The following is a 22,469-nucleotide window of genomic DNA, read 5'->3' on the forward strand; positions in this document are numbered from 1 at the left end:
TTTCAACGGAACGTGCCAGGGGCCTTGAACAACATCGGCTGTGGCCTGGCAGGACGACTCAACAAGCTATCGCTGGTAAACAGATGCGGGCGTTCAATCACATACCCTTGAGCGTAATCCACCCCGATCTCCAGCAATGCCTGCTCGATCTGGGGCGTTTCGACAAACTCGGCAATCGTGCGTTTACCCATGACATGGCCGATGTGATTGATCACCTCGACCATGGCGCGGTTAATCGGGTCGTCCAGCATATCCTTTACGAAACTCCCGTCGATCTTCAGGAAGTCTACAGGCAAATGTTTCAGGTACGCGAATGAGGACATTCCGGCACAAAAGTCGTCCAGTGAAAAATGGCATCCTAAGCCTTTGAGTTCATTAATGAATCTAATCGCACTGCCAAGATTTGAAATAGCACTGGTTTCAGTAATTTCAAAACAAATCATTTCAGGCGGAATCGAATGCGTCACAAACTGTTCACGCAGGAAGTCCAGGAACGCTTCATCCCCGATCGTCGTGCCTGACAGATTGATCGCACACATGGCCAGCGGGCCCTCGCCTTGCTCGGCCCGGCATTGGGCAATGATCTTGAACACGTTCTGCACCACCCAACGATCAAGCGAGCTCATCAGGCCATAACGCTCGGCAGCCGGAATGAAGCTGTCGGGCAAGATCATCCGCCCGGCTTCATCATGCAAACGCAGCAGAATTTCAATATGCCCGCCGTCCCGCTCGACATGACCCAAGGGGACGATTTCCTGGGCGTACAGACAGAATCGATCTTCCTCCAGCGCCATGTGCAAACGTTGCACCCAGGCCATTTCGCCGAAACGCAGGGACAGTTCCGAGTCATCCGGATGATAGACCTGGACCCGGTTGCGGCCTTTTTCCTTGGCCATGTAGCACGCCATGTCAGCAGCACGCAGCGAAACTTCGAGCGTCGTCGGATTCTGCGCGACATGAACCAGCCCGATACTGACAGTGGTGACGAAAGGTCGGCCCTTCCAGACAAAATGCAGATTTTGCACAGTCTGGCGCAGGCTTTCGGCAATTTTCTCCGCCGCTTCCGGCGCGCAGTTTTCCAGCAGGATGCCGAACTCGTCACCGCCAAGGCGCGCCAAGGTATCGCCTTCGCGCAGCCCCGATTGCAGCAAGGCGCAGATATGCCGCAACAGTTCGTCGCCCGCCGCATGGCCGCAGGTATCGTTAACCAGTTTGAACTGATCCAGATCGAGGAACATCAGCGCATGGCGCCCCGAGTAGCGGGTCAGGTTATGCAGCGCCTGTTCCAGGCGATATTCGAACTCACGGCGATTGGCGAGTCCGGTCAAGGCATCGTGCGTCGCCTGCCATGACAGATTGGCGATGTATTGCCGCTCCTGGGTCATGTCATGCAGCACCAGCACCGTCCCGCTGACTTTGCCGGCATTGCGGATGGGCGCGCCCACCAGCGTGACCGACACCGTGCTGCCGTCCAGGCGTTGAATCAGCCTGGAGTGCTCGCTGCCGCCACTGAGCTGGCCGCTGAGAATATGCTCGATAAGGGTGAAGCCATCGGTCTGGGCCTCTTCGTCCAACAGGTTGAACAGCGCCGCCAGCGGCAAGCCTGTCGCCTGCTCGGCCTTCCAGTGGGTCAATGCCTCGGCCGCCGGATTCATGTAGGCAATCGCACCGGAAACATCCGTGGTGATCACGCCGTCGCCAATCGATTGCAGGGTGATCTGCGCCCGTTCTTTCTCAAGCTGCAGCGCATCGGCGAAGGCATGGCGCTGCTTGAGCAGCTTGTGGGTGCGCATCAGCGCCAGTGCAATCAATCCAAGCGCAGTGGCGAGGTTAGTCAGCAGCAGCAGACGAAGAATGACCCGCGACCCTTCCCCCAGCGCATCACTGAAGGCTTTCGCAGCCGGAGTCACTTCATCATTGATCGCAAAGATCTGCTCCTTCCAGCGCTGGATATCCGCAACAGAGGCAGGCCTGGCATTGATGTGCTGGTGCATGTCCCTGGCAACGTCGTCGAGCTTGGCCAGATAGGCATCCCCAACGGTCCACAGGTCGATGGCTTTTTCGAGGTAACTGAAGTGACGAAAGTTGAGGTACAGCCAGATCAGGCTGGAAACGTCGTCCGGGTGGTTGCCCCCCTTGAGAATCGCCAGGCGCGCCGCTTCGATGTTCGGCGGATGCTGATCCAGCGCCACACGCAATTCATGCCCGCCTTGGGGCACGGAAATGGCGTTCTGGTACTTATGAAATGTCCCTTCGTCGCCGCTGTCGGCGTAAAGGTTGAGGTAATAGATGGCATCTTTCTGGCCCTTGGACCAAAGGCTTTCGCCGGCAACATAGCCGCGAACAGCCGACAGTACATATAGGCTAACGCCGCCCAGCAAGGCTTGAAACAACACAACGGCGATAAATGGCCAGACAATGCCCAACAACCGTGGCGTTCCGAGAGTCCGCGTTTGATTCATGAGGTCCCTTGCATTAGCACTGCTTGCTCGTCTTCCGGACGAAATCGCTAACGCTAGACTAGGTTGCGATTCCGATCCCGGCAAGCGACAAGCTATGCCCGGAGGGTGTATCGCGGCCACTGAATTCGGCCGCGACGATGTTTTTTTATAATATTGATGACATCCGGCTACAACCGCTGCAAGTGACCGTATAGCTTGGCGTACAAACCACCGTCGGCAATCAGTTGCTGATGATCGCCATCTTCTGCGATCTGGCCGCCATCGAACACCAGCACACGATCAGCCTGTTTCACCGCCGAAAGGCGGTGGGCAATGATCAATGTGGTGCGGTTGCTCAGAAACCGCGCCAGGGCCTGGTGCAGGTTGTATTCGGTGGCGGCATCCAGCGCAGAGGTGGCTTCGTCGAGGATCACCACCTTGGGCTCGGCCAGCACCATCCGGGCGATGGCCAGGCGTTGACGCTGTCCGCCGGACAAACGCACGCCGGAGCGCCCGACGACGCTGTCCAGACCATTGGGCAAATCCCGCACCGTGCCGTGTAATTGGGCGATTTCCAGTGCATGCCAGCAAGCCTCGTCACTGCGCTCACGGCCCATGGTCAGGTTGGCCCGGATGGTGTCGTTGAACAGCGCCGGATGTTGCAGGACCACGGCAACATTTTCCCGCACGGTTTCCAGGCCGATCTCCTGCTGGGTCGAACCGCCGAAGCGAATGGTTCCGGCCAACGGCGTGTACAAGCCCAGCAGCAGTTGCACCAGCGTGCTCTTGCCCCCGCCACTGGCGCCGACGATCGCGACCTTTTCGCCGGGGGCGATGGACAGGTTCATCTGGTTCAGGACCAGTTCATCGCCATAACCGAAGCTCAACCCTTGTACTTCCAGCCCGACCGTCTCGCGCCCGATGAACGGGTCGACGCCGCCCGGGTATTCAGGCTCATCAGCGCGCGACAGCAGTTCATTGATCCGCGACAGCGCACCACCGGCAGCGTAGTAGGCATATTGCAGGTTCAGCAGTTGTTCGACCGGACCGATCATGAACCACAGGTAGCTGAACACCGCGAGCATCTGGCCAATGGACAGGTCGGAGAACAACACCGTGAGCATGGCCGCGGCGCGGAAAATATCGATGCCGAACTGGAACAACAAACCGCTGGCCCGGTTCGACGCATCGGTTTTCCATTGCGAATTCACCGCATAGTCGCGCACGTCACGGGCGCGTTGCCCCAAGCGACCGAGGAAAAAACCCTGACGGTTACCGGCGCGAACTTCCTGGATGGCATCGAGGGTTTCGGTCAGCGCCTGGGTAAAGCGCGAAGTGCTGTCGTTCTCGAGTTTCTTCAGGTGCTTGACCCGTTTGCCCAACTGCACCGTGGCGTAGATCACCAGCGGGTTGAACAGCAGGATCAGCAATGCCAGCTTCCAGTGCATCCACATCAGAATGCCCGCCGTACCGACCAGGGTCAGCATGGCCACGAGGAAACGGCTGAGGGTTTCGCCGACGAATTTGTCCAGTGTATCCAGGTCGGTGACCAGATGCGTGGTCACCGTGCCGCTGCCCAGGCTTTCGTATTCACCCAGCGAGATACGCTTGAGCCGTTCGATCAGGCGTATGCGAATGCGGTAGACGATGTCCTTGGCCAACCCGGCGAACAATTTCGCCTGCACCACGTTGAACAGCAACGCCGTGCAACGCAGGGTCAAGGTCACCAGCAACATCAGGCCGATGTAGCCCGCTGCTTTTTGCCAGCCTTCGGGCAGCGCATGGTTCATGATTTTCAGCGCGGCGTCACCGTGCCCCAGCAACACCTCGTCCACCAGCAAAGGCAGGAGCAAGGGAATCGGCACGCTGCACAAGGTCGCCAGCACGGCCACGCCGTTGGCGATCCACAGGGACTTCTTGTGATGCAGGGCCAGACGACGGATTTCCGCCCAGCTCAGACGGTCGACACGTTTAGCGGTAGCGACGTCATCGGGCAGGTCATGCACAGGCAGCGCGCTCCAGCCAGCGGCCGAGCAGCGGGGACAGCACACTCAGAGGCTGATAGCCGTTAGTCAGCAATGCCAATTGACCCTTGCGCTCAGCGAGCAATGTAGGAAATCCGGCAATGCCCAGGTCCTGGACCCAGGTGAAATCGGCGGCGGTGGCGGCGTGCATATCAGCCCGATCGAAAGCACCTGCAAACTCGATGCGCGGCAAACCGGCCTGTTCCGCCAACTCGACCAACACGCTGGCCTGGGTGACATCACGGCCTTCGGCATAAAATGCGTGCTGAATCAGGCCGAGCAGTTTCAACGCGCAATCCGGCGCCAGGCTGCGCGCCGTCACCAAGGCCCGACAGGCAGGCTCGGTATCGTAGACAAAACCGTCGGGCAGCGCGCCTTCGAGCTTGAACGGCTGGCCGGTGGCCTCGTTGACCGCCTGCCAATGCTCAAAAATATAGCGTCGGGTGGTCGGTTCCAGCGCCGCACCGCTACCGGTGCGCAAACCACCCACGATCAGATGCACATCCACACCCGCGGCTTGCGCCTGCTCGACCAGCGCGTTGGCCACCGGGGCGAACCCCCAGCACCAGGAACACATCGGATCCATCACATAGAGCAGGCGCGCAGACATGGTTCAGGCCTCGGTGGATGCTTGCTTGTAGTTGTAGCCGATCGGGTGAGGCTGGTTACGAGCCTTGGCCAGCTCGATCTGCTTCTGCCGGTCGATGGCACTGCGACGGGTCTTCTCACTCAGCTTATCCCAGCAATGCGGGCAACTGATGCCGGCCACGTAATGCTCGGACGCGCGGTCTTCGATGCTGACCGGTGTGCGACAGGCATGACATTGATCGTAGTCACCTTCGCTCAGGTCGTGACGCACGGTCACGCGGTTGTCGAACACGAAGCAGTCGCCCTGCCACTTGGTTTCTTCCTGCGGCACCTCTTCGAGGTACTTCAGGATACCGCCCTTGAGGTGGTAGACCTCACCGAAGCCCTCGCTGAGCATGTAGCTCGACGCCTTCTCGCAACGGATGCCGCCGGTGCAGAACATCGCGACCTTCTTGTGCACGGCCGGATCGAAGTTGGCTTTGATGTAGTCGGGAAATTCGCGAAAACTGGTGGTTTTCGGGTCGATGGCGCCTTCGAAGGTGCCAATCGAGACTTCGTAATCGTTGCGGGTGTCGATCAACAGCACTTCCGGGTCGCTGATCAGCGCGTTCCAGTCTTGCGGGTCGACGTAGGTACCGACCTTTTTGTTCGGGTCCACGCCTTCCACGCCAAGGGTGACGATTTCTTTCTTGAGTTTGACTTTGGTGCGGTAGAACGGCTGTTCGTCGCAGTACGACTCTTTATGGTCGATGTCGTCCATGCGCGGATCGTTCTTGAGCCAGGCCATCAGCCCGTCGATGCCTTCGCGGCTGCCGGATACGGTGCCGTTGATGCCTTCTTCGGCAATCAGCAGGGTGCCTTTGATGCCGTTGTCGATCATCGCTTGCAGCAGGGGCTCGCGCAGGGCGACGTAATCTTCCAGGGTGACGAACTTATACAGTGCCGCCACGACAATCTGTTGTGTCATGGGTAAATCTCCAGGTGGCTACCCTCGTAAGGGGTGAACCGGATGCGAAAAAAAACGCGCCGGGTGAGCGGCGCGCTGGGCATTCTAACAAAAAAGATCGCAGCCTGCGGCAGCTCCTACAGGAGAATGTATCCCCATGTAGGAGCTACCGCAGGCTGCGATCTTTTGATCTTAATGCTTGCTGCCGCCAGCACAGGTCGGCGAGGCCGGAGCCGCGTCGATCTGCGCCCATTCCTCTGGCGTGTAGGTATGCAGCGCCAACGCATGGAACTCGCCCATCAGCTCGCCGAGCGTGCCGTAGACTTTCTGGTGACGCTTGACCCGATTCAGGCCATCGAACTGCGCGCTGACCACCACGGCCTTGAAATGGGTTTGCAGCCCACGGCTGTGCATGTGGCTCTCATCCAGCACTTGCAGATGCTCGGGCTGAAGCAGGGCCAGCGTCGATTCGATGCGTTGTTGCATAGTCATACCGAACTCCGCTTAAGGCTTTTTCTTGGCGGGTGCAGCCGCGTCTTTCGGGGTCAGCTCGGCCGTCATGTCGGCCAGCAGCTTGTTGACCACCGGCACCGCGCTTTCCAGCTTGGACTGGGTCATCTGGGCCGATTGCTGGGTCAGCTGAGGCATTTTTTCCATGACTTTCTTGCCCAGTGGCGACTGGTAGAACGCAACCAGGTCCTTGAGTTCGGATTCGCTGAAGTTGCTGGTGTACAGCTTGACCATGTCCGGCTTCAGCTTGTTCCAGCCAATGGCCTGGTCCAGAGCGGCGTTAGCCTTGGCCTGGTAGGTTTCCAGTACGGCTTTTTTCGATTCTGGGGCTTTGGTCTGTTCGAAACGCTGGGCAAACATCTGCTGTACTTGCATGTACACCGGGGTGCCCAGTTTGTCAGCATGCGCCATGGTCAGGAAAGCCTCGGCACTGGCGTTATGGCTGGCGGTGTCGGCGAGAACCTGGCCGCTGGCGCAGACCAAAGCAACGGCGGTACAGATGGCACGAAGACGAGTCATCGAGTTTCCTTTTCTAGCTGGCGAGGTAAGACCCCAAGGGCCTCCATTCTGCGCCTAAAAAAGTGTGTCGCTCAACCCCAAGCCTTGTCGCGCCTGATTTAGAGGGGTTGAATGGTCAAATTGAGACTGATGGAACCACGGCCGTCGATCACGGCCTAAACTGCGCAATCGGACCTACAGGAGTGAGCAAGATGAGCCGTATCGAAACCGACAGCCTCGGCCAGGTTGAAGTCCCGGATGAAGCCTATTGGGGTGCTCAGACGCAACGCTCGCTGATCAACTTCGCCATCGGCAACGAACGCATGCCGCTGGCGGTGTTGCATGCCCTGGCGCTGATCAAGAAAGCCGCGGCGCGGGTCAATGATCGCAACGGCGACCTGCCCGCCGATATCGCCCGTCTGATCGAGCAGGCGGCCGACGAAGTGCTCGCCGGCGACCACGACGACCAGTTTCCGCTGGTAGTCTGGCAAACCGGCAGTGGCACCCAGAGCAACATGAACGTCAACGAGGTCATCGCCGGTCGCGCCAACGAGCTGGCGGGCAACCCCCGTGGCGGCAAGTCCCCGGTGCACCCCAACGATCACGTCAACCGCTCCCAGAGTTCCAACGACTGCTTCCCCACCGCCATGCACATCGCGGCCGTCCAGGCGGTGCAGCAGCACTTGATGCCAGCGATCAACGAGCTGTCCGGTGGGTTGGCAGAGCTGGCGGCTCGCCATATGAAGCTGGTCAAGACCGGCCGTACCCACATGATGGATGCCACACCGATCAGCTTCGGTCAGGAAATCTCGGCTTTCATCGCGCAACTCGATTATGCCGAGCGGGCGATCCGCAGCGCACTGCCCGCGGTCTGCGAGCTGGCTCAGGGCGGCACAGCAGTCGGCACCGGGCTGAATTCGCCCCACGGTTTCGGTGAAGCCATCGCCGCCGAACTGGCCGCCCTCTCCGGTTTGCCGTTTATCACCGCGCCGAACAAATTCGCCGCATTGGCCGGCCATGAGCCGCTGACCACGCTGTCCGGCGCACTGAAAACCCTCGCCGTGACCCTGATGAAAATCGCCAATGACCTGCGCCTGCTGGGCTCCGGCCCGCGCGCCGGCTTTGCCGAAGTCAGGCTCCCGGCCAATGAACCGGGCAGTTCGATCATGCCGGGCAAGGTCAACCCGACCCAGTGCGAAGCGTTATCGATGCTGGCCTGCCAGGTGCTGGGCAACGACGTCGCCATCGGCTTTGCGGCCAGTCAGGGCCACTTGCAGTTGAACGTGTTCAAACCGGTGATCATCCATAACCTGCTGCAATCGATCCGATTGCTCGGTGATGGCTGCAGCAACTTCCAGCAGCATTGCGTGGCCGGCCTGGAGCCGGATGCGGAAAAAATGGCTGAACACCTGGAGCGTGGCTTGATGCTGGTGACGGCGCTGAACCCGCACATTGGTTACGACAAATCGGCGGAGATCGCCAAGAAGGCCTACAGCGAAGGGTTGACCTTGCGTGAGGCGGCGTTGCAACTCGGGTACCTGACCGATGAGGAATTCGATGCCTGGGTAAGGCCGGAGAATATGCTGGAGGCCGGGGCCAAGGGCTAGAAATTGCAGTGAAGCGAAAAGATCGCAGCCTGCGGCAGCTCCTACACTGGAAACTCATTCCTCTGTAGGAGCTGCCGCAGGCTGCGATCTTTTGCTCTTCAAGCCATACGCATCCGTCGCGCCTTCAACCCGGCAATCAACGACGGCCCCAACGCCACCAGCGCCGACCCCAGCACCACCAGCACCGCACCGCCATAACCCAACCCATTGATCGTCTCGGCATGCACATACTCGGGCCACAGCCATGCCGCCATGGCAACCGCCGCAAAAGTCACCAACGGCGTGATGGCCAGCGTCGCGCTGACACGGGAAGCTTCCCAGTGGGCCAGGGCCTCGGCAAACGCGCCATAGGCAATCAGGGTGTTTAGGCAGCACGCCAGCAGCAACCAACCCTGCAAGGGGTTCAATTGCAGCGCTTCGAGCGGATGCACCCAGGGCGTCAGCAGCGCCGCGCAAAACAGGTAGATCACCATCATCACCTGCAGCGAGTTCCACACCGTCAGCAATTGCTTCTGCCCCAAGGCATAGAAGGTCCAGACCGTGGACGCCAGCAGCACCAGCAGCACCCCGGCGGTGTAGTCGGTCAGCGACGTGAGCAACTCACTCAAGCGCTGGTTGAAGAACAGCGCAAAGCCGATCAACAGCACCAGCAGGCCAATCCCCTGCCCCAGGCTGAAGCGTTCCTTGAACACAAACAGACTGGCGATCAGCAGCATGATCGGCCCCATCTGCACCACCAGTTGCGCGGTTCCGGGGCTGAGCAGGTTCAGGCCCATCAAATACAGGACATAGTTGCCCACCAGGCCGAGCACGGCCATCAGCACCAGCCAGCCACCGCGAGGACCGAGCACTTTGCGGCTGGGTAGGCGCCTGGTGGCCGCCAGGTAAATGAACAGGCAACCGCCAGACACCAGCAGGCGAAACCAGGTCACCGTCACCGGGTCCATCACCAGCAACACTTGCTTGAGCTTGATCGGCAGGATTCCCCACAACAACGCGGTCAGCAAGGCCAGGAACAGACCGTAAACCCAGCGACCCGATGAAATGTGCATGTGAACCCCGAAGCCAACTGACAGGAGCCGTCATTCTAGGCCCACGGCGGTGACGCACACAGGGACAGTTACGGTCTGGCCGCGAATGAAACTGTGCAGGTCGTAATCTTCGGGGGATGATTTTAGACCGCGGCGCGCCCATCGCGAGCAAGCTCGCACAGGTTTTATGGCGTACACAAAATTAATGATCGCCGCTAAACACTGTGGGAGCGAGCTTGCTCGCGATGGCTATCTAACTGACAGCGAGGAACAAAGAGGCTCAACGAACCGCTTCAAACAACCCCGTAGCCCCCATCCCCCCACCCACGCACATGGTGACGATGCCGTACCGCAAATTGCGCCGCTGCAATTCACGCACAAGGTGCCCGACCTGACGCGAACCGGTCATGCCGAACGGGTGGCCGATGGAAATCGAGCCGCCGTTGACGTTGTACCGGGCGTTGTCGATTTCCAGGCGATTACGGCTATAGAGGCACTGCGAAGCGAACGCCTCGTTGAGTTCCCACAGATCGATGTCGGCAACTTGCAGGCCTTTGGCCTTGAGCAGTTTTGGCACCGAAAATACCGGGCCGATGCCCATCTCGTCCGGTGCGCAACCAGCCACGGTAAAACCGCGGAAGAACGCTTTCGGCTTGAGCCCCAGCGCCAGTGCCTTTTCCAGGCTCATCACCAGGGTCATGGACGCGCCGTCCGACAGTTGCGAAGAGTTGCCGGCCGTGACCGAGCCATCTTCGGCGAACACCGGTTTCAAGCCGGCCAGGCTTTCAAGGGTGGTGTCGGGGCGGTTGCAGTCGTCGCGGTCGACAATGCCGTCGAGGATCTGCGCCTGGCCGGTCGCCTTGTCTTCGACGCGGTACTTCACCGCCATCGGCACGATTTCATCAGTGAACAGCCCGGCAGCCTGAGCCTCGGCGGTACGCTGCTGGCTTTGCAGCGCGTACAGGTCCTGCTCTTCGCGGCTGACGTTGTACCGACGCGCGACGATTTCAGCCGTCTGGCCCATCGGAAAGTAGATGCCCGGCACCTGCTCCTTGAGCAACGGGTTGATAAGGTTGTCGGTGTTGACGCTTTTCATGGTCAGGCTGATGGACTCGACGCCACCGGCAACGATGATGTCGCTGCAACCCGAAGCGATCTGGTTGGCGGCGATGGCGATCGCCTGCAAGCCCGAGGAACAGAAGCGGTTGAGGGTCATGCCGGCCGTGCCGATGCCCAGGCGCGACAGCACCGCGACATTGCGCCCGATATTGAATCCCTGGGCGCCTTCATTGGAGCCGGCGCCAACGATGCAGTCCTCGACGCTTGCCGGATCGATACCGGTGCGCGCCAACAGGGCATCGACGCAGTGTGCCGCCATGTCGTCCGGGCGGGTCATGTTGAATTTGCCGCGAAAGGATTTGGCCAGGCCGGTCCGCACGCTGTCGACGATCACCACTTCACGCATGGCATACCTCATTGTTGTTGTCGGTTGAGAGTGGACCGAGCATAAGTCCAGCCCTTCACCGACCGCGACAATCATTCACCCCGCGTATGCGCAACCATCGCCTCAATCCTTGTCATTCTGCTTCTTGCGCTCATGCCGGTCGGATTTTTCAAAAGCCTCCTCCAGTGCCCGATTGATGGTGCGCAAGACTTTGACTCGCGCCCAGCGCTTGTCGTTGGCTTCCACCAGGGTCCATGGCGCAATCTCGGTGCTGGTACGGTCAACCATGTCGCCGACCGCTGCGCGATAGTCATCCCATTTTTCACGGTTGCGCCAATCATCTTCAGTGATCTTGAAGCGCTTGAAGGAAATCTTTTCGCGTTCCTCAAACCGCTCCAGTTGCGTCTGTTTGTCGATGGACAGCCAGAACTTGACCACGATCACACCGGCGTCGACGAGTTGTTCCTCGAAATCGTTGATTTCACCGTAGGCACGCAGCCAGTCTGCCGGACTGCAAAACCCTTCGATGCGCTCCACCAACACCCGTCCATACCAGGAGCGGTCGAACACGGTGAACTTGCCCCGGGCCGGGAGGTGCCGCCAGAAGCGCCACAGATAGGGTTGCGCCCGCTCCTCTTCAGTGGGTGCGGCAATCGGCACGATGCTGTATTGGCGCGGATCAAGCGCCGCCGCCACCCGGCGGATCGCCCCGCCCTTGCCTGCCGCGTCGTTGCCCTCGAACACCGCCACCAGCGCATGGCGACGCATGCGTTTGTCACGCATCAACCCGGAAAAACGCGCCTGCTCGGTGATCAGCTGTTCTTCGTAATCCTCCTTCTCCAGGTGCAAGCTCAGGTCCAGGCTGTCGAGCAGGTTCACTTGATCGACACTGGGGAACACTGGCGCCGCGCTGACCTTCTCCGGATGGATCGTTGGCCGTTGCAATGCGCCCTGCAGGCCCGCCAGCAGAATCCGCCCCACGGCCAGACTGCGATAATGGGCATCCGCCCCGGCGATCACATGCCAGGGTGCATAGTCGCGGCTGGTACGACGCAGCACCCGCTCGCCATACTTCACGAACCTGTCGTAGGTTTCCGATTGCTGCCAGTCCAGCGGGCTGATGCGCCAGCTGTGCAGCGGGTCGTCGGCCAGCGCCTTGAGACGTGCCTTCATTTGCTTCTTGGACAGGTGAAACCAGAACTTGAAGATCAGCGCACCTTCATCGCAGAGCATCTTTTCCAGGCGCTCGGCGCCATTGATTGCCTGGTCGAGGCGCGGGTCCTTGAACTCGCCATGGACCCGCCCCTGCAGCATCTGGCTGTACCAGTTGCCGAAGAAAATCCCCATGCGCCCCTTGGCCGGGAGCATCCGCCAGTAGCGCCAGGCCGGTGGCCGCGCCAGTTCTTCGTCGGTTTGCTGATCGAAGGTACGGACCTCGATCAGGCGTGGGTCCATCCACTCGTTGAGCAACTTGATGGTCTCGCCCTTGCCGGCACCTTCGATGCCATTGATCAAAATGATCACCGGAAAGCGGCGTTGCTGCTGCAATTCGAACTGTGCTTCGAGCAACGCCTCGCGCAGGGCCGGCTCTTCGGCGTCATAGGTTTCTTTGTCGATGGCGTGATCAATTTCGGCGGATTCGAACATGGATGGCTCCCTTCCAGATGTGAGCAAGACTAGCGGATTGAACTGAAGGCCAGCAGAGTTTTTCCCTAACACCACCAACACCTGTGGCGAGGGGGCTTGTCGGATCGCCGCACCGCCCCGTTCGGCTGCGAAGCAGTCGTAAAACCAGCCAACCGGATTTACCTGACAGACCCAGTTGGCTGATTTCAGGGCCGCTTCGCGACCCAACGGGGGCAAGCCCCCTCGCCACAAAGAGCTTGGCCACGCGGTCAATCGGCTAGAATGGCGACCTTGCCGTTGCCGAGCCTGCCATGAAACCTGTATTGCCCCACGCCCAACTCGACTGGGACGACCAAGGTCGCCCGTATTCGCGAGTGTTCGATGATGTGTATTTCTCCGACAAATCGGGGCTGGACGAAACCCGCTACGTGTTCATCGAGCAGAACCGTTTGGCGGAGCGCTTTGCGGCCTTGCCCGACGGCGGGCGGCTGGTCATCGGTGAAACGGGGTTTGGCACCGGACTGAATTTCCTGTGCGCCTGGCAGGTGTTCGAGCAACACGCCGCGACCGGTGCGCGGTTGCATTTTGTCAGCGTCGAAAAGTACCCGTTGAGCCCGGCCGACTTGCAACGGGCCCTGGCGCTGTGGCCGGAACTCAAGGTGTTTGCCGATCAACTGCTTGAGCAGTACGTGGCCATCCATCAGGGCTTTCAGCGCCTGACGCTGGACCACGGTCGCGTCACCCTGACCCTGCTGATCGGCGACGCGCTGGAACAACTGCCCCAACTCGATGCCCGGATCGACGCCTGGTTCCTCGACGGTTTCGCTCCGGCGAAAAACCCTGACATGTGGACCGCCGAACTGTTTGCCGAACTGGCGCGCCTGGCCGCGCCCGGTGCCTCCATCAGCACCTTCACCAGCACCGGTTGGGTGCGCCGCCTGCTCAACGCCGCCGGTTTCAAGATGAAACGCACCCCGGGCATCGGCCACAAATGGGAAATCCTGCGTGGCGAGTTCCTTGGCTGGCCCCACGACGTACCCGCCCCGGCGCCCGACAAACCCTGGTTTGCCCGACCTGCACCGCCGAGCGGCGAGCGCCAGGCACTGGTGATCGGCGCCGGGCTGGCCGGTTGTGCCAGCGCCGCCAGCCTGGCCGCGCGGGGTTGGCAAGTGACGTTGCTGGAGCGTCACGACGACATCGCCCGGGAAGCTTCGGGCAATCCGCAGGGCGTGCTCTACCTGAAATTATCGGCGCATGGCACGGCGCTGTCGCAAATGATCGTCAGCGGATTCGGCTACACCCGGCGGCTGCTCGAACACTTGCAACGGGGCCGCGACTGGGACGATTGCGGCGTGTTGCAACTGGCCTTCAATGCCAAGGAAGCCGAACGCCAGGCGCAATTGGCGGCGGCGTTTGCGCCGGACCTGTTGCACCTGCTGGACCAATCCGGGGCCCAGGCCGTGGCCGGGATCGGGCTGGCACACGGGGGTCTGTTCTATCCGCAAGGCGGCTGGGTCCACCCACCGGCGCTGTGCCAGTGGCAGGCCGGACATCCGCAGGTCCAACTGCTCACGCATTGCGATGCGCTGGAACTGCGCAAGGTCGAGGATCAGTGGCAAGCCTGGAACGGCGAGCAATTGCTTGCCTGCGCACCCGTGTTGGTCCTCGCCGGTGCCACCGAAATCCAGCGTTTCACCGAGAGTGCCGGGTTGCCGCTCAAACGCATTCGCGGGCAAATCACTCGCCTGGTGCAAACGCCACAAAGCCAGGTCCTGAGCACAGTGGTGTGCGCCGAAGGTTATGTCGCCCCTGCACGCTTGGGCGAACACACCCTGGGGGCCAGTTTCGATTTCAACAGCGATGACCTGACGCCGACCACGGCTGAACACCTGGGCAACCTGGCCATGCTCGAGGAGATTTCCCACGATCTGGTCGAGCGCCTGGAGATCGACCGCCTTGACCCCGAGAGCCTCCAGGGGCGCGCCGCGTTTCGCTGTACCAGCCCCGACTACCTGCCAATCGTCGGCCCTTTGGCCGACACCCAGGCCTTCGCTCAGGCCTATGCCGCGCTGGGCAAGGACGCCCGACAGGTGCCGGACGTCGAATGCCCGTGGCTCGACGGCTTGTACGTCAACAGCGGCCACGGCTCGCGCGGCCTGATCACCGCGCCGCTGTCCGGAGAACTGCTGGCCGCCTGGCTGGACAACGAGCCCCTGCCCTTGCCCAGAAGCGTGGCCGAAGCCTGTCATCCCAACCGGTTTGCGTTACGGCGCCTGATCCGGGGCAAATAGCCGATACCGCCGTCGAGAGCGCCCGCACAGCGGCTCTCGGCCCCGACTTCGCCCGCTTATAACTCATCGATATAAAACTCCCCTTGCCGAGGCGGGTCAGTTTCTGAGTACCCGCCCCTTTGGCGCGGTATCGATTGACCCTCCCCAACGGAAAAACCGGTAAGGAATTTATGTGCGGATTAGCTGGCGAGTTACGTTTTGATCATCAACCTGCAGACCTTGCAGCCATTGAGCGAATCACCCATCACCTGGCCCCTCGCGGCCCCGACGCCTGGGGGTTTCATAGTCAGGGGCCGGTTGCCCTGGGCCATCGGCGCCTGAAAATCATGGACCTGTCGGACGGCTCGGCGCAGCCGATGATCGACCCGCAATTGGGCCTGTCCCTGGCCTTCAACGGCGCTGTCTACAACTTTCCGGAACTGCGCGCCGAGCTTGAAAGCCTGGGTTACTCCTTCTATTCCGGTGGCGACACTGAAGTCCTGCTCAAGGGCTATCACGCCTGGGGCGAAGCCTTGCTGCCGAAACTCAACGGCATGTTTGCCTTTGCCGTCTGGGAGCGCGATGCCCAACGCCTGTTCATCGCCCGCGACCGTCTTGGCGTAAAACCCTTGTACCTGTCGCGCACCGGCCAGCGCTTGCGCTTTGCCTCAGCACTGCCGGCATTGCTCAAGGGCGGCGACATCAATCCGCTCCTCGATCCGGTGGCGCTTAATCACTATCTGAATTTCCACGCCGTGGTCCCGGCACCGCGCACGTTGTTGGCGGGCATCGAAAAACTGCCGCCAGCCACCTGGATGCGCATCGAAGCCGATGGTCGCACCGAGCAGAAAACCTGGTGGACCCTGGCCTATGGCCCCCACGACGACGAGAAAAACCTGACCCTGGAAGACTGGCGCGACCGGGTGCTCGACAGCACCCGCGAAGCCGTCGCGATTCGTCAGCGTGCGGCGGTCGATGTTGGCGTGCTGCTGTCCGGCGGTGTCGACTCGAGTCTGCTGGTGGGCCTGTTGCGGGAAGTCGGCGTGGACAATCTGTCGACCTTCTCCATCGGCTTCCAGGATGCCGGCGGCGAACGCGGTGACGAGTTCCAGTACTCCGACCTGATCGCCCGGCACTACGGCACGCAGCATCACCAATTGCGCATCGATGAAAAAGAGATCATCGAACAACTGCCCGCCGCGTTCCGCGCCATGAGCGAACCGATGGTCAGTCATGACTGCATCGCGTTCTACCTGTTGTCCCGCGAAGTGGCCAAACACTGCAAGGTCGTCCAGAGCGGCCAGGGTGCCGACGAACTGTTCGCCGGCTACCACTGGTATCCGCAAGTGGACGGTGCGAGCGATCCCTATGCCGCGTACCGCGACGCATTTTTCGACCGCAGCTACGACGACTACGCGGCGACCGTGCAGCCAAAATGGCTGACCGCCAATGACGCCGCCGGTGACTTCGTCAAAGCCCATTTCGCCCAGCCCGGTGCCGATGCGGCGGTGGACAAGGCCTTGCGTCTGGACAGTACGGTGATGCTGGTGGACGACCCGGTCAAACGCGTCGACAACATGACCATGGCCTGGGGTCTGGAAGCGCGCACGCCGTTTCTCGACTACCGCCTGGTGGAACTGTCGGCCCGGATTCCGGGGCGTTTCAAACTGCCGGACGGCGGCAAGCAAGTCTTGAAAGAAGCCGCGCGCCAAGTGATTCCCAGTGAAGTGATCGACCGCAAGAAAGGCTACTTCCCGGTGCCGGGTCTCAAGCATTTGCAGGGCGATACGCTGGAGTGGGTGCGTGAGTTGCTGCTCGATCCGGGCCAGGATCGCGGCCTGTTCAACCCGGCAATGCTCGACCGTCTGCTGACCGATCCACAGGGACAGTTGACGCCGTTGCGCGGCTCCAAGCTGTGGCAACTGGCGGCCCTCAACCTGTGGCTCAGTGAACAAGGAATCTGACCGATGAAACCTCACGCCACGGCTTTCAGCCAACGCCTGTTGCGCGGCCAGTCGCCTTCCTACGAACGTTTGCAGGCACGCCTGGCCGAGGATGGCAGTGAACTCGGCGCCGCGCCGATTGCGGTGCATTGCGGTTGGGGCCGCTTGTTGATCGGCCACACCTTTGCCGATGCGGCGAGCCTGGCCGCGGAGTTGCTCAACGAGCAGCCCGGCGAACGGGACATCGCGCTGTACGTCGCCGCGCCCCAGCAGGTGCTGGGGCTGGAGCCGGCGCAGCTGTTCCTCGACCCGTCCGACACCTTGCGCCTGTGGTTCAGCGACTACCGCCAGGCGACCCGGGTGTTTCGTGGATTTCGCATTCGACGCGCGCAGAGCGACGCCGATTGGCAGGCCATCAACCAGCTGTATCAGGCGCGCGGCATGCTGCCGATCGATGCCACCCTGCTCACTGCGCGCCACCTGGGCGGCCCGGTGTACTGGCTGGCGGAAGACGATGACAGCGGCGCGGTCATCGGCAGCGTCATGGGTCTCAATCATGCAAAGGCCTTCAACGATCCGGAACACGGCAGCAGTCTCTGGTGCCTGGCGGTCGACCCGCATTGTGCGCGGCCGGGCGTCGGCGAGGTGCTGGTGCGGCATTTGATCGAACACTTCATGAGTCGCGGTCTCGCTTACCTCGACCTGTCCGTGCTGCACGACAACCGCCAGGCGAAGAACCTGTACGCCAAGCTCGGTTTTCGCAACCTGTCGACCTTCGCCATCAAGCGCAAGAACGGCATCAACCAGTCGCTGTTTCTCGGGCCTGGCCCCGAAGCCGCCTTTAATCCGTACGCCCGGATCATCGTCGAAGAAGCACACCGTCGCGGCATCGATGTGCAAGTCGATGACGCCGATGCCGGAATGTTCACCCTCAGCCATGGCGGACGCCGGGTACGCTGCCGCGAATCCCTGAGTGACCTGACCAGCGCCATCAGCATGACCCTGTGCCAGGACAAGAGCCTGACCCACAAGGCGCTCAAGGTTGCCGGGTTGAACCTGCCCGTGCAGCAACTGGCCGGCAACGCCGATGACAATCTGGCGTTCCTTGATGAGCACCGGCGCGTGGTGGTCAAACCGCTGGATGGCGAACAGGGCCAAGGCGTGGCGGTCGACCTGCAGACCATCGAGGAGGTACAGCACGCCATCGAGGCGGCCCGTCAGTTTGATAGCCGCGTGCTGCTGGAAAGCTTCCACCAAGGCCTCGACCTGCGAATCCTGGTGATCGGTTTTGAAGTGGTCGCGGCCGCGATTCGCCGGCCGGCCGAAGTGGTCGGCGATGGCCAACACTCCATCCGCGAGTTGATCGAAGCCCAGAGCCGGCGCCGACAAGCAGCCACAGGTGGCGAAAGCAAGATCCCGCAGGACGCGGAAACCCTTCGCACCTTGCAGGCGGCCGGATACGACTACGGCAGCATTCTGCCGGCCGGTGAGCATCTGTTTGTACGGCGTACGGCGAATCTGCATACCGGCGGCATTCTCGAGGACGTCACGGCGATCCTGCACCCGACGCTGCTGGACGCGGCTGTACGGGCCGCCCGGGCGCTGGACATTCCTGTGGTCGGCCTCGACCTGATGGTGTCCGCCGCTGACCAGCCGGACTACGTGTTTATCGAAGCCAACGAACGGGCCGGGCTGGCCAACCACGAACCGCAGCCGACGGCGGAGCGGTTTGTCGATTTGTTGTTTCCGCACAGCCAGCCGGCAGTTTCTTAGTGATGTGTTGCCTGGACCGGCCCCTTCGCGAGCAGGCTCGCTCCCACATGTGATCGCATTCCCCTGTGGGAGCGAGCCTGCTCGCGAAGGCGGCCGTACAGGCGATAACCAATCAGGAGTTTCCATGACCAGCAAAATCCCCGAACCGGACCTCGGTTACCTGCAAAAAGTCCTGCTGGAAATGCTCGCCATTCCCAGCCCCACCGGGTTCACCGACACCATCGTGCGTTACGTCGCCGAACGCCTTGAAGAACTCGGCATTCCCTTCGAGCTGACCCGGCGCGGCACCATCCGCGCCACGCTCAAGGGCAAGAAGAACAGCCCCGACCGCGCCGTTTCCGCCCACCTGGACACCATCGGCGCGGCAGTGCGTGCGGTGAAGGACAACGGCCGCCTGACCCTCGCACCGGTCGGCTGCTGGTCCAGCCGCTTTGCCGAAGGCAGCCGGGTCAGCCTGTTTACCGACAACGGCGTGATCCGCGGCAGCGTCCTGCCGTTGATGGCGTCCGGGCACGCGTTCAATACCGCCGTGGATGAAATGCCGATCAGTTGGGATCACATCGAGTTGCGCCTGGACGCCTACTGCGCCACCCGCGCCGACTGCGAGTCGCTGGGCATCAGCGTCGGCGATTTCGTCGCCTTCGACCCGTTGCCGGAGTTCACCGAAAGCGGCCATATCAGCGCCCGCCACCTCGATGACAAGGCCGGAGTGGCCGCGCTGCTGGCGGCCCTCAAAGCCATCGTCGACAGTGGCGAAGAACTGATGATCGACTGCCATCCGTTGTTCACCATCACCGAGGAAACTGGCAGCGGTGCCGCGGCGGCGTTGCCCTGGGACGTGAGTGAATTCGTCGGCATCGACATCGCACCGGTCGCGCCCGGCCAACACTCTAGCGAACATGCGGTAAGCATCGCGATGCAGGATTCCGGCGGGCCGTATGACTATCACCTTTCGCGTCACCTCTTGCGCCTGGCCAGCGACAACGAACTGCCGGCACGCCGCGACCTGTTCCGCTACTACTTCAGCGACGCGCATTCGGCGGTCACCGCCGGCCACGACATTCGCACGGCCCTGCTCGCCTTCGGCTGCGACGCCACCCACGGTTACGAACGCACCCACATCGACAGCCTCGCCGCCCTGAGCCGCCTGCTCGGTGCGTACATCCTCAGCCCGCCGGTGTTTGCCAGCGATGCGCAACCGGCCAAGGGCTCACTGGACCGGTTCAGCCATCAGCTCGAACATGACACACAGATGGAAAGCGATACGCGGGTGCCGTCGGTGGACAGCCTGGTGGGGCAGCGGTCGGAGAGCTGATCCAGGATCTTCATCGCCGGGTAAACCGCTATCGCGAGCAAGCTCGCTCCCACAGTTGATCGGTGGTGAACACAATTCTCCGGTTCGCCGCTGAACTTTGTGGGAGCGAGCTTGCTCGCGATGGCGTCAGTGCAGACAACATCAAATCCCAGGCTAGCCGATACCGGCCATACGCCGTAGCATCGCGCCATTGATCCAACCGAGGTGCCTATGCTGATCCCCCACGACCAACTTGAAGTCGACACCCTCACCCGCCTGATCGAGGACTTCGTGACCCGCGACGGCACCGACAATGGTGACGACACGCCGCTGGAAACCCGCGTACTGCGCGTGCGCCAGGCGCTGACCAAGGGCCAGGCACTGATTGTCTTCGACCCGGAAAGCGAGCAATGCCAACTGATGCTCAAGCATGACGTGCCCAAGCACCTGTTTGACTGAAGCTTCAGCGCTCCTTGGTTTTCGCCAGTTTGTTCTGGATGCGTTCATAGATTTCGGAGCGGTGCACATTAACGTCCTGGGGCGCCTCGACGCCAAAGCGAACGTGGTTTCCGTTGACCGCGAGAACGCGCACGCAAATGTTGTCACCGATGGAAATGGTTTCGCCCACAACGCGACTGAGTACGAGCATAAGGAGTGTCCTTCAGGGATTACTGGCCCCTGAAGATGCCCGGCCCGCCGTGCGCCTACAATGCTCCGACAGCAAACCGGACCGGACTGACAGCACCTGAACCACCCCGCTGACGGAAAAGTCCGACAAGCCGGGTGATTGTAGGGACGAGCTGTCAGGACGCGGAGAATCGCGGACCGAACAGGATGATACTCGCGCCCATCACACACAGCGCCACGCCGAGCCAGTCCGAACCCAGCGGACGAATCCGCTCGACCACGGCCAGCCAGCCAATCGAAGCAATGATGTAGATGCCACCGTAGGCAGCGTAGGCGCGGCCGGCGTAGGTGGCCTCGATACGGGTCAGCAGCAGGGCGAACAGGGTCAGGCTGAGGAGCGCCGGCACCACCCACCACATGCTTTTACCCTGGCGCAGCCACATCCAGAAGGCGAAGCAACCGGCAATTTCGAACAGCGCGGCGAGGAAAAACCACAGGTAATTGAGCATGCAAGCGTCTCGCAAGGATGGCCGATGGCGGCCACCCTAACCACAGCGTTGGCTGCGGGCAAGATCAGCTTGCGGATTGCCTGGCCTTGGCGCGCATTTTGTCGGCCATGACGGTCATTTCGTTGTAGAGCAATTGCGGGTTCTTCTGCTTGATCGCCCAGGCCATGCGGCCCTGTTCGTGGGGCAGGATCATGAACTCGCCGGCAGCGACCTGCTGGTAGATGTAGTCGGCAATGTCGGCGGCGCTGATCGGCGAGCTTTCCAGCAGCTTGCCGACCTGGGCTTTCATGGCCGGGGTCGGGCCGCGGAAGGAGTCCAGCAGGTTGGTCTGGAAGAACGACGGGCACACCACATGGACGCCGACTTCCTGATGGGCCAGCTCGATCAGCAGGCTTTCGGACAACGCCACCACGCCCGCCTTGGCCACGTTGTAGTTGCTCATCGCCGGGCCTTGCATCAGTGCGGCCATGGACGCGATGTTGATGATCTTGCCTTTGCTTTGTTCCAGCAGCGGCAGGAAAGCCTTGCAGCCCTTGACCACGCCCATCAGGTTGATCGCGATCTGCCAGTCCCAGTCCTCCAGGGACAACTCACTGAAGAAGCCGCCAGAGGCTACACCGGCGTTATTGACGATCACATCGATGCCGCCGAACTTGACCTCACAGGCCTGGGCGAACGCCGTCAATTGGCTGTAGTCGCGCACGTCGCAGCGCTGGATAAAACCATCGCCACCGGCTTCACGGACCAGCTTCAGGGTTTCCTGCAAACCGGGCTCGCTGACGTCCGACAAGGCCAGTTGCCAACCTTCACGCGCCCAGCGCAGCGCGATTTCGCGACCCAGGCCAGAGCCTGCACCAGTGATCATCATGCGATTTTGCATAGCAAACAGCCTTGTTGTTCTCGGAAGATGCATCGAGTGTAGCGAAGGAAATTGCCCGACCCACGCTCCATCAGATTGCTGAATGGCCCGAGCAAACCGCGGGCGCGTGACAAGCAACTAAGGCAATCACAAAAGAAATAAGAACCTGTCCGAAATACTTCAAAAAAACTTGGAATTTTCCTGCAGGCGCGAGAGTCGGAATTTTTAAGCAGCTCGAATTTACTTCATTCCCGCTGACCTGATTGGCATGGTCATTCCACTGCATTTTCAACAAGGAAATAGACATGGGCACAATACTGATCATCATTCTGATCCTGTTACTGATCGGTGGTTTACCGGTCTTCCCGCACTCCAGAAGTTGGGGTTACGGCCCGTCCGGAATCATCGGCGTCGTGTTGGTGGTGCTGTTGATCCTGCTCTTGCTCGGCCGAATATAAAAACCGCCGGGCAAAAAAAAG

The 22,469-nt window shown here is 61.0% G+C and carries 19 protein-coding genes; 7 read left to right on the forward strand and 12 right to left on the reverse strand.

Features of this window, described 5'->3' with window-relative positions; genetic code table 11:
• Window positions 1–2: 2 nt before the first annotated feature.
• The 6 genes from PMI26_RS17985 to PMI26_RS17960 all read right to left on the reverse strand — a co-directional run bounded on the left by PMI26_RS17985 (window position 3) and on the right by PMI26_RS17960 (window position 7,028).
• A complete protein-coding gene (locus PMI26_RS17985; protein WP_007973660.1) occupies window positions 3–2,462 on the reverse strand; it encodes an EAL domain-containing protein in 2,460 nt (819 codons plus the stop codon).
• Window positions 2,463–2,629: 167 nt separating this feature from the next.
• Window positions 2,630–4,447: an ABC transporter ATP-binding protein gene (locus tag PMI26_RS17980; protein ID WP_007973661.1), complete on the reverse strand. Its 1,818-nt coding sequence runs from the start codon at window positions 4,445–4,447 to the stop codon at window positions 2,630–2,632.
• The gene (locus PMI26_RS17975; RefSeq protein WP_007973662.1) at window positions 4,440–5,075 is read right to left on the reverse strand and encodes a DsbA family protein; all 636 of its coding nucleotides are present in this window, start codon (window positions 5,073–5,075) and stop codon (window positions 4,440–4,442) included. The genes PMI26_RS17980 and PMI26_RS17975 overlap by 8 nt, the downstream gene beginning before the upstream one ends.
• A 3-nt stretch (window positions 5,076–5,078) precedes the next feature.
• Window positions 5,079–6,020 (reverse strand): oxygen-dependent tRNA uridine(34) hydroxylase TrhO, encoded by a 942-nt coding sequence (gene trhO, locus PMI26_RS17970; RefSeq protein WP_007973664.1) that lies wholly within the window; start codon window positions 6,018–6,020, stop codon window positions 5,079–5,081.
• Window positions 6,021–6,191: 171 nt separating this feature from the next.
• Complete coding sequence (locus PMI26_RS17965; RefSeq protein ID WP_007973667.1) at window positions 6,192–6,491, reverse strand: BolA family protein; 300 nt, start codon at window positions 6,489–6,491, stop codon at window positions 6,192–6,194.
• Window positions 6,492–6,503: 12 nt separating this feature from the next.
• Window positions 6,504–7,028 carry a DUF2059 domain-containing protein gene (locus PMI26_RS17960; protein ID WP_007973670.1) on the reverse strand — a complete coding sequence of 175 codons (525 nt, stop codon included), beginning with the start codon at window positions 7,026–7,028 and terminating at the stop codon, window positions 6,504–6,506.
• Between the two features lie 191 nt (window positions 7,029–7,219).
• Between PMI26_RS17960 and PMI26_RS17955 the strand changes: the two genes are divergently transcribed.
• Window positions 7,220–8,614: a class II fumarate hydratase gene (locus PMI26_RS17955; protein ID WP_007973671.1), complete on the forward strand. Its 1,395-nt coding sequence runs from the start codon at window positions 7,220–7,222 to the stop codon at window positions 8,612–8,614.
• Window positions 8,615–8,712: 98 nt separating this feature from the next.
• On the opposite strand, the gene PMI26_RS17950 is transcribed toward PMI26_RS17955, so the two are convergent.
• The 3 genes from PMI26_RS17950 to pap all read right to left on the reverse strand — a co-directional run bounded on the left by PMI26_RS17950 (window position 8,713) and on the right by pap (window position 12,736).
• Entirely contained in the window at window positions 8,713–9,666 is a 954-nt protein-coding gene (locus tag PMI26_RS17950) for a DMT family transporter (protein ID WP_007973672.1), read from the reverse strand.
• 259 nt (window positions 9,667–9,925) lie between these two features.
• Entirely contained in the window at window positions 9,926–11,110 is a 1,185-nt protein-coding gene (locus PMI26_RS17945) for a thiolase family protein (RefSeq protein WP_007973674.1), read from the reverse strand.
• A 102-nt stretch (window positions 11,111–11,212) separates the two neighbouring features.
• On the reverse strand, window positions 11,213–12,736 hold the full coding sequence (gene pap / locus PMI26_RS17940; protein ID WP_007973675.1) for a polyphosphate:AMP phosphotransferase: 1,524 nt from the start codon (window positions 12,734–12,736) through the stop codon (window positions 11,213–11,215).
• 290 nt (window positions 12,737–13,026) lie between these two features.
• Here pap and mnmC point away from each other — a divergent pair, with 290 nt between their 5' ends.
• The 5 genes from mnmC (at window position 13,027) to PMI26_RS17915 (ending at window position 20,454) form a co-directional block, all read left to right on the forward strand.
• Window positions 13,027–15,006 (forward strand): bifunctional tRNA (5-methylaminomethyl-2-thiouridine)(34)-methyltransferase MnmD/FAD-dependent 5-carboxymethylaminomethyl-2-thiouridine(34) oxidoreductase MnmC, encoded by a 1,980-nt coding sequence (gene mnmC / locus PMI26_RS17935; RefSeq protein WP_007973678.1) that lies wholly within the window; start codon window positions 13,027–13,029, stop codon window positions 15,004–15,006.
• A gap of 170 nt (window positions 15,007–15,176) precedes the next feature.
• Complete coding sequence (locus PMI26_RS17930) at window positions 15,177–16,949, forward strand: N-acetylglutaminylglutamine amidotransferase (RefSeq protein ID WP_007973679.1); 1,773 nt, start codon at window positions 15,177–15,179, stop codon at window positions 16,947–16,949.
• Between the two features lie 3 nt (window positions 16,950–16,952).
• Window positions 16,953–18,701 carry an N-acetylglutaminylglutamine synthetase gene (gene ngg, locus PMI26_RS17925; RefSeq protein WP_007973681.1) on the forward strand — a complete coding sequence of 583 codons (1,749 nt, stop codon included), beginning with the start codon at window positions 16,953–16,955 and terminating at the stop codon, window positions 18,699–18,701.
• 124 nt (window positions 18,702–18,825) lie between these two features.
• Window positions 18,826–20,016: an osmoprotectant NAGGN system M42 family peptidase gene (locus PMI26_RS17920; RefSeq protein ID WP_007973683.1), complete on the forward strand. Its 1,191-nt coding sequence runs from the start codon at window positions 18,826–18,828 to the stop codon at window positions 20,014–20,016.
• Window positions 20,017–20,226: 210 nt separating this feature from the next.
• Window positions 20,227–20,454: a YheU family protein gene (locus PMI26_RS17915; RefSeq protein WP_003199186.1), complete on the forward strand. Its 228-nt coding sequence runs from the start codon at window positions 20,227–20,229 to the stop codon at window positions 20,452–20,454.
• 4 nt (window positions 20,455–20,458) lie between these two features.
• Here PMI26_RS17915 and csrA read toward each other — a convergent pair whose 3' ends face one another.
• The 3 genes from csrA to PMI26_RS17900 form a co-directional block, all read right to left on the reverse strand.
• Window positions 20,459–20,644: a carbon storage regulator CsrA gene (gene csrA / locus PMI26_RS17910; protein WP_007973685.1), complete on the reverse strand. Its 186-nt coding sequence runs from the start codon at window positions 20,642–20,644 to the stop codon at window positions 20,459–20,461.
• A 154-nt stretch (window positions 20,645–20,798) separates the two neighbouring features.
• Complete coding sequence (locus PMI26_RS17905) at window positions 20,799–21,131, reverse strand: YnfA family protein (protein ID WP_007973686.1); 333 nt, start codon at window positions 21,129–21,131, stop codon at window positions 20,799–20,801.
• A 64-nt stretch (window positions 21,132–21,195) separates the two neighbouring features.
• Complete coding sequence (locus PMI26_RS17900; RefSeq protein ID WP_007973687.1) at window positions 21,196–22,011, reverse strand: SDR family oxidoreductase; 816 nt, start codon at window positions 22,009–22,011, stop codon at window positions 21,196–21,198.
• Between the two features lie 278 nt (window positions 22,012–22,289).
• On the opposite strand from PMI26_RS17900, the gene PMI26_RS30570 reads away from it, so the two are divergent.
• Window positions 22,290–22,448, forward strand: coding sequence for a DUF3309 family protein (locus PMI26_RS30570; protein WP_172435350.1), 159 nt, complete (start codon window positions 22,290–22,292; stop codon window positions 22,446–22,448).
• The last annotated feature ends 21 nt before the right edge of the window (window positions 22,449–22,469 follow it).

It is taken from the genome of Pseudomonas sp. GM33, assembly GCF_000282295.1.
Classification (GTDB): domain Bacteria; phylum Pseudomonadota; class Gammaproteobacteria; order Pseudomonadales; family Pseudomonadaceae; genus Aquipseudomonas; species Aquipseudomonas laurylsulfatiphila.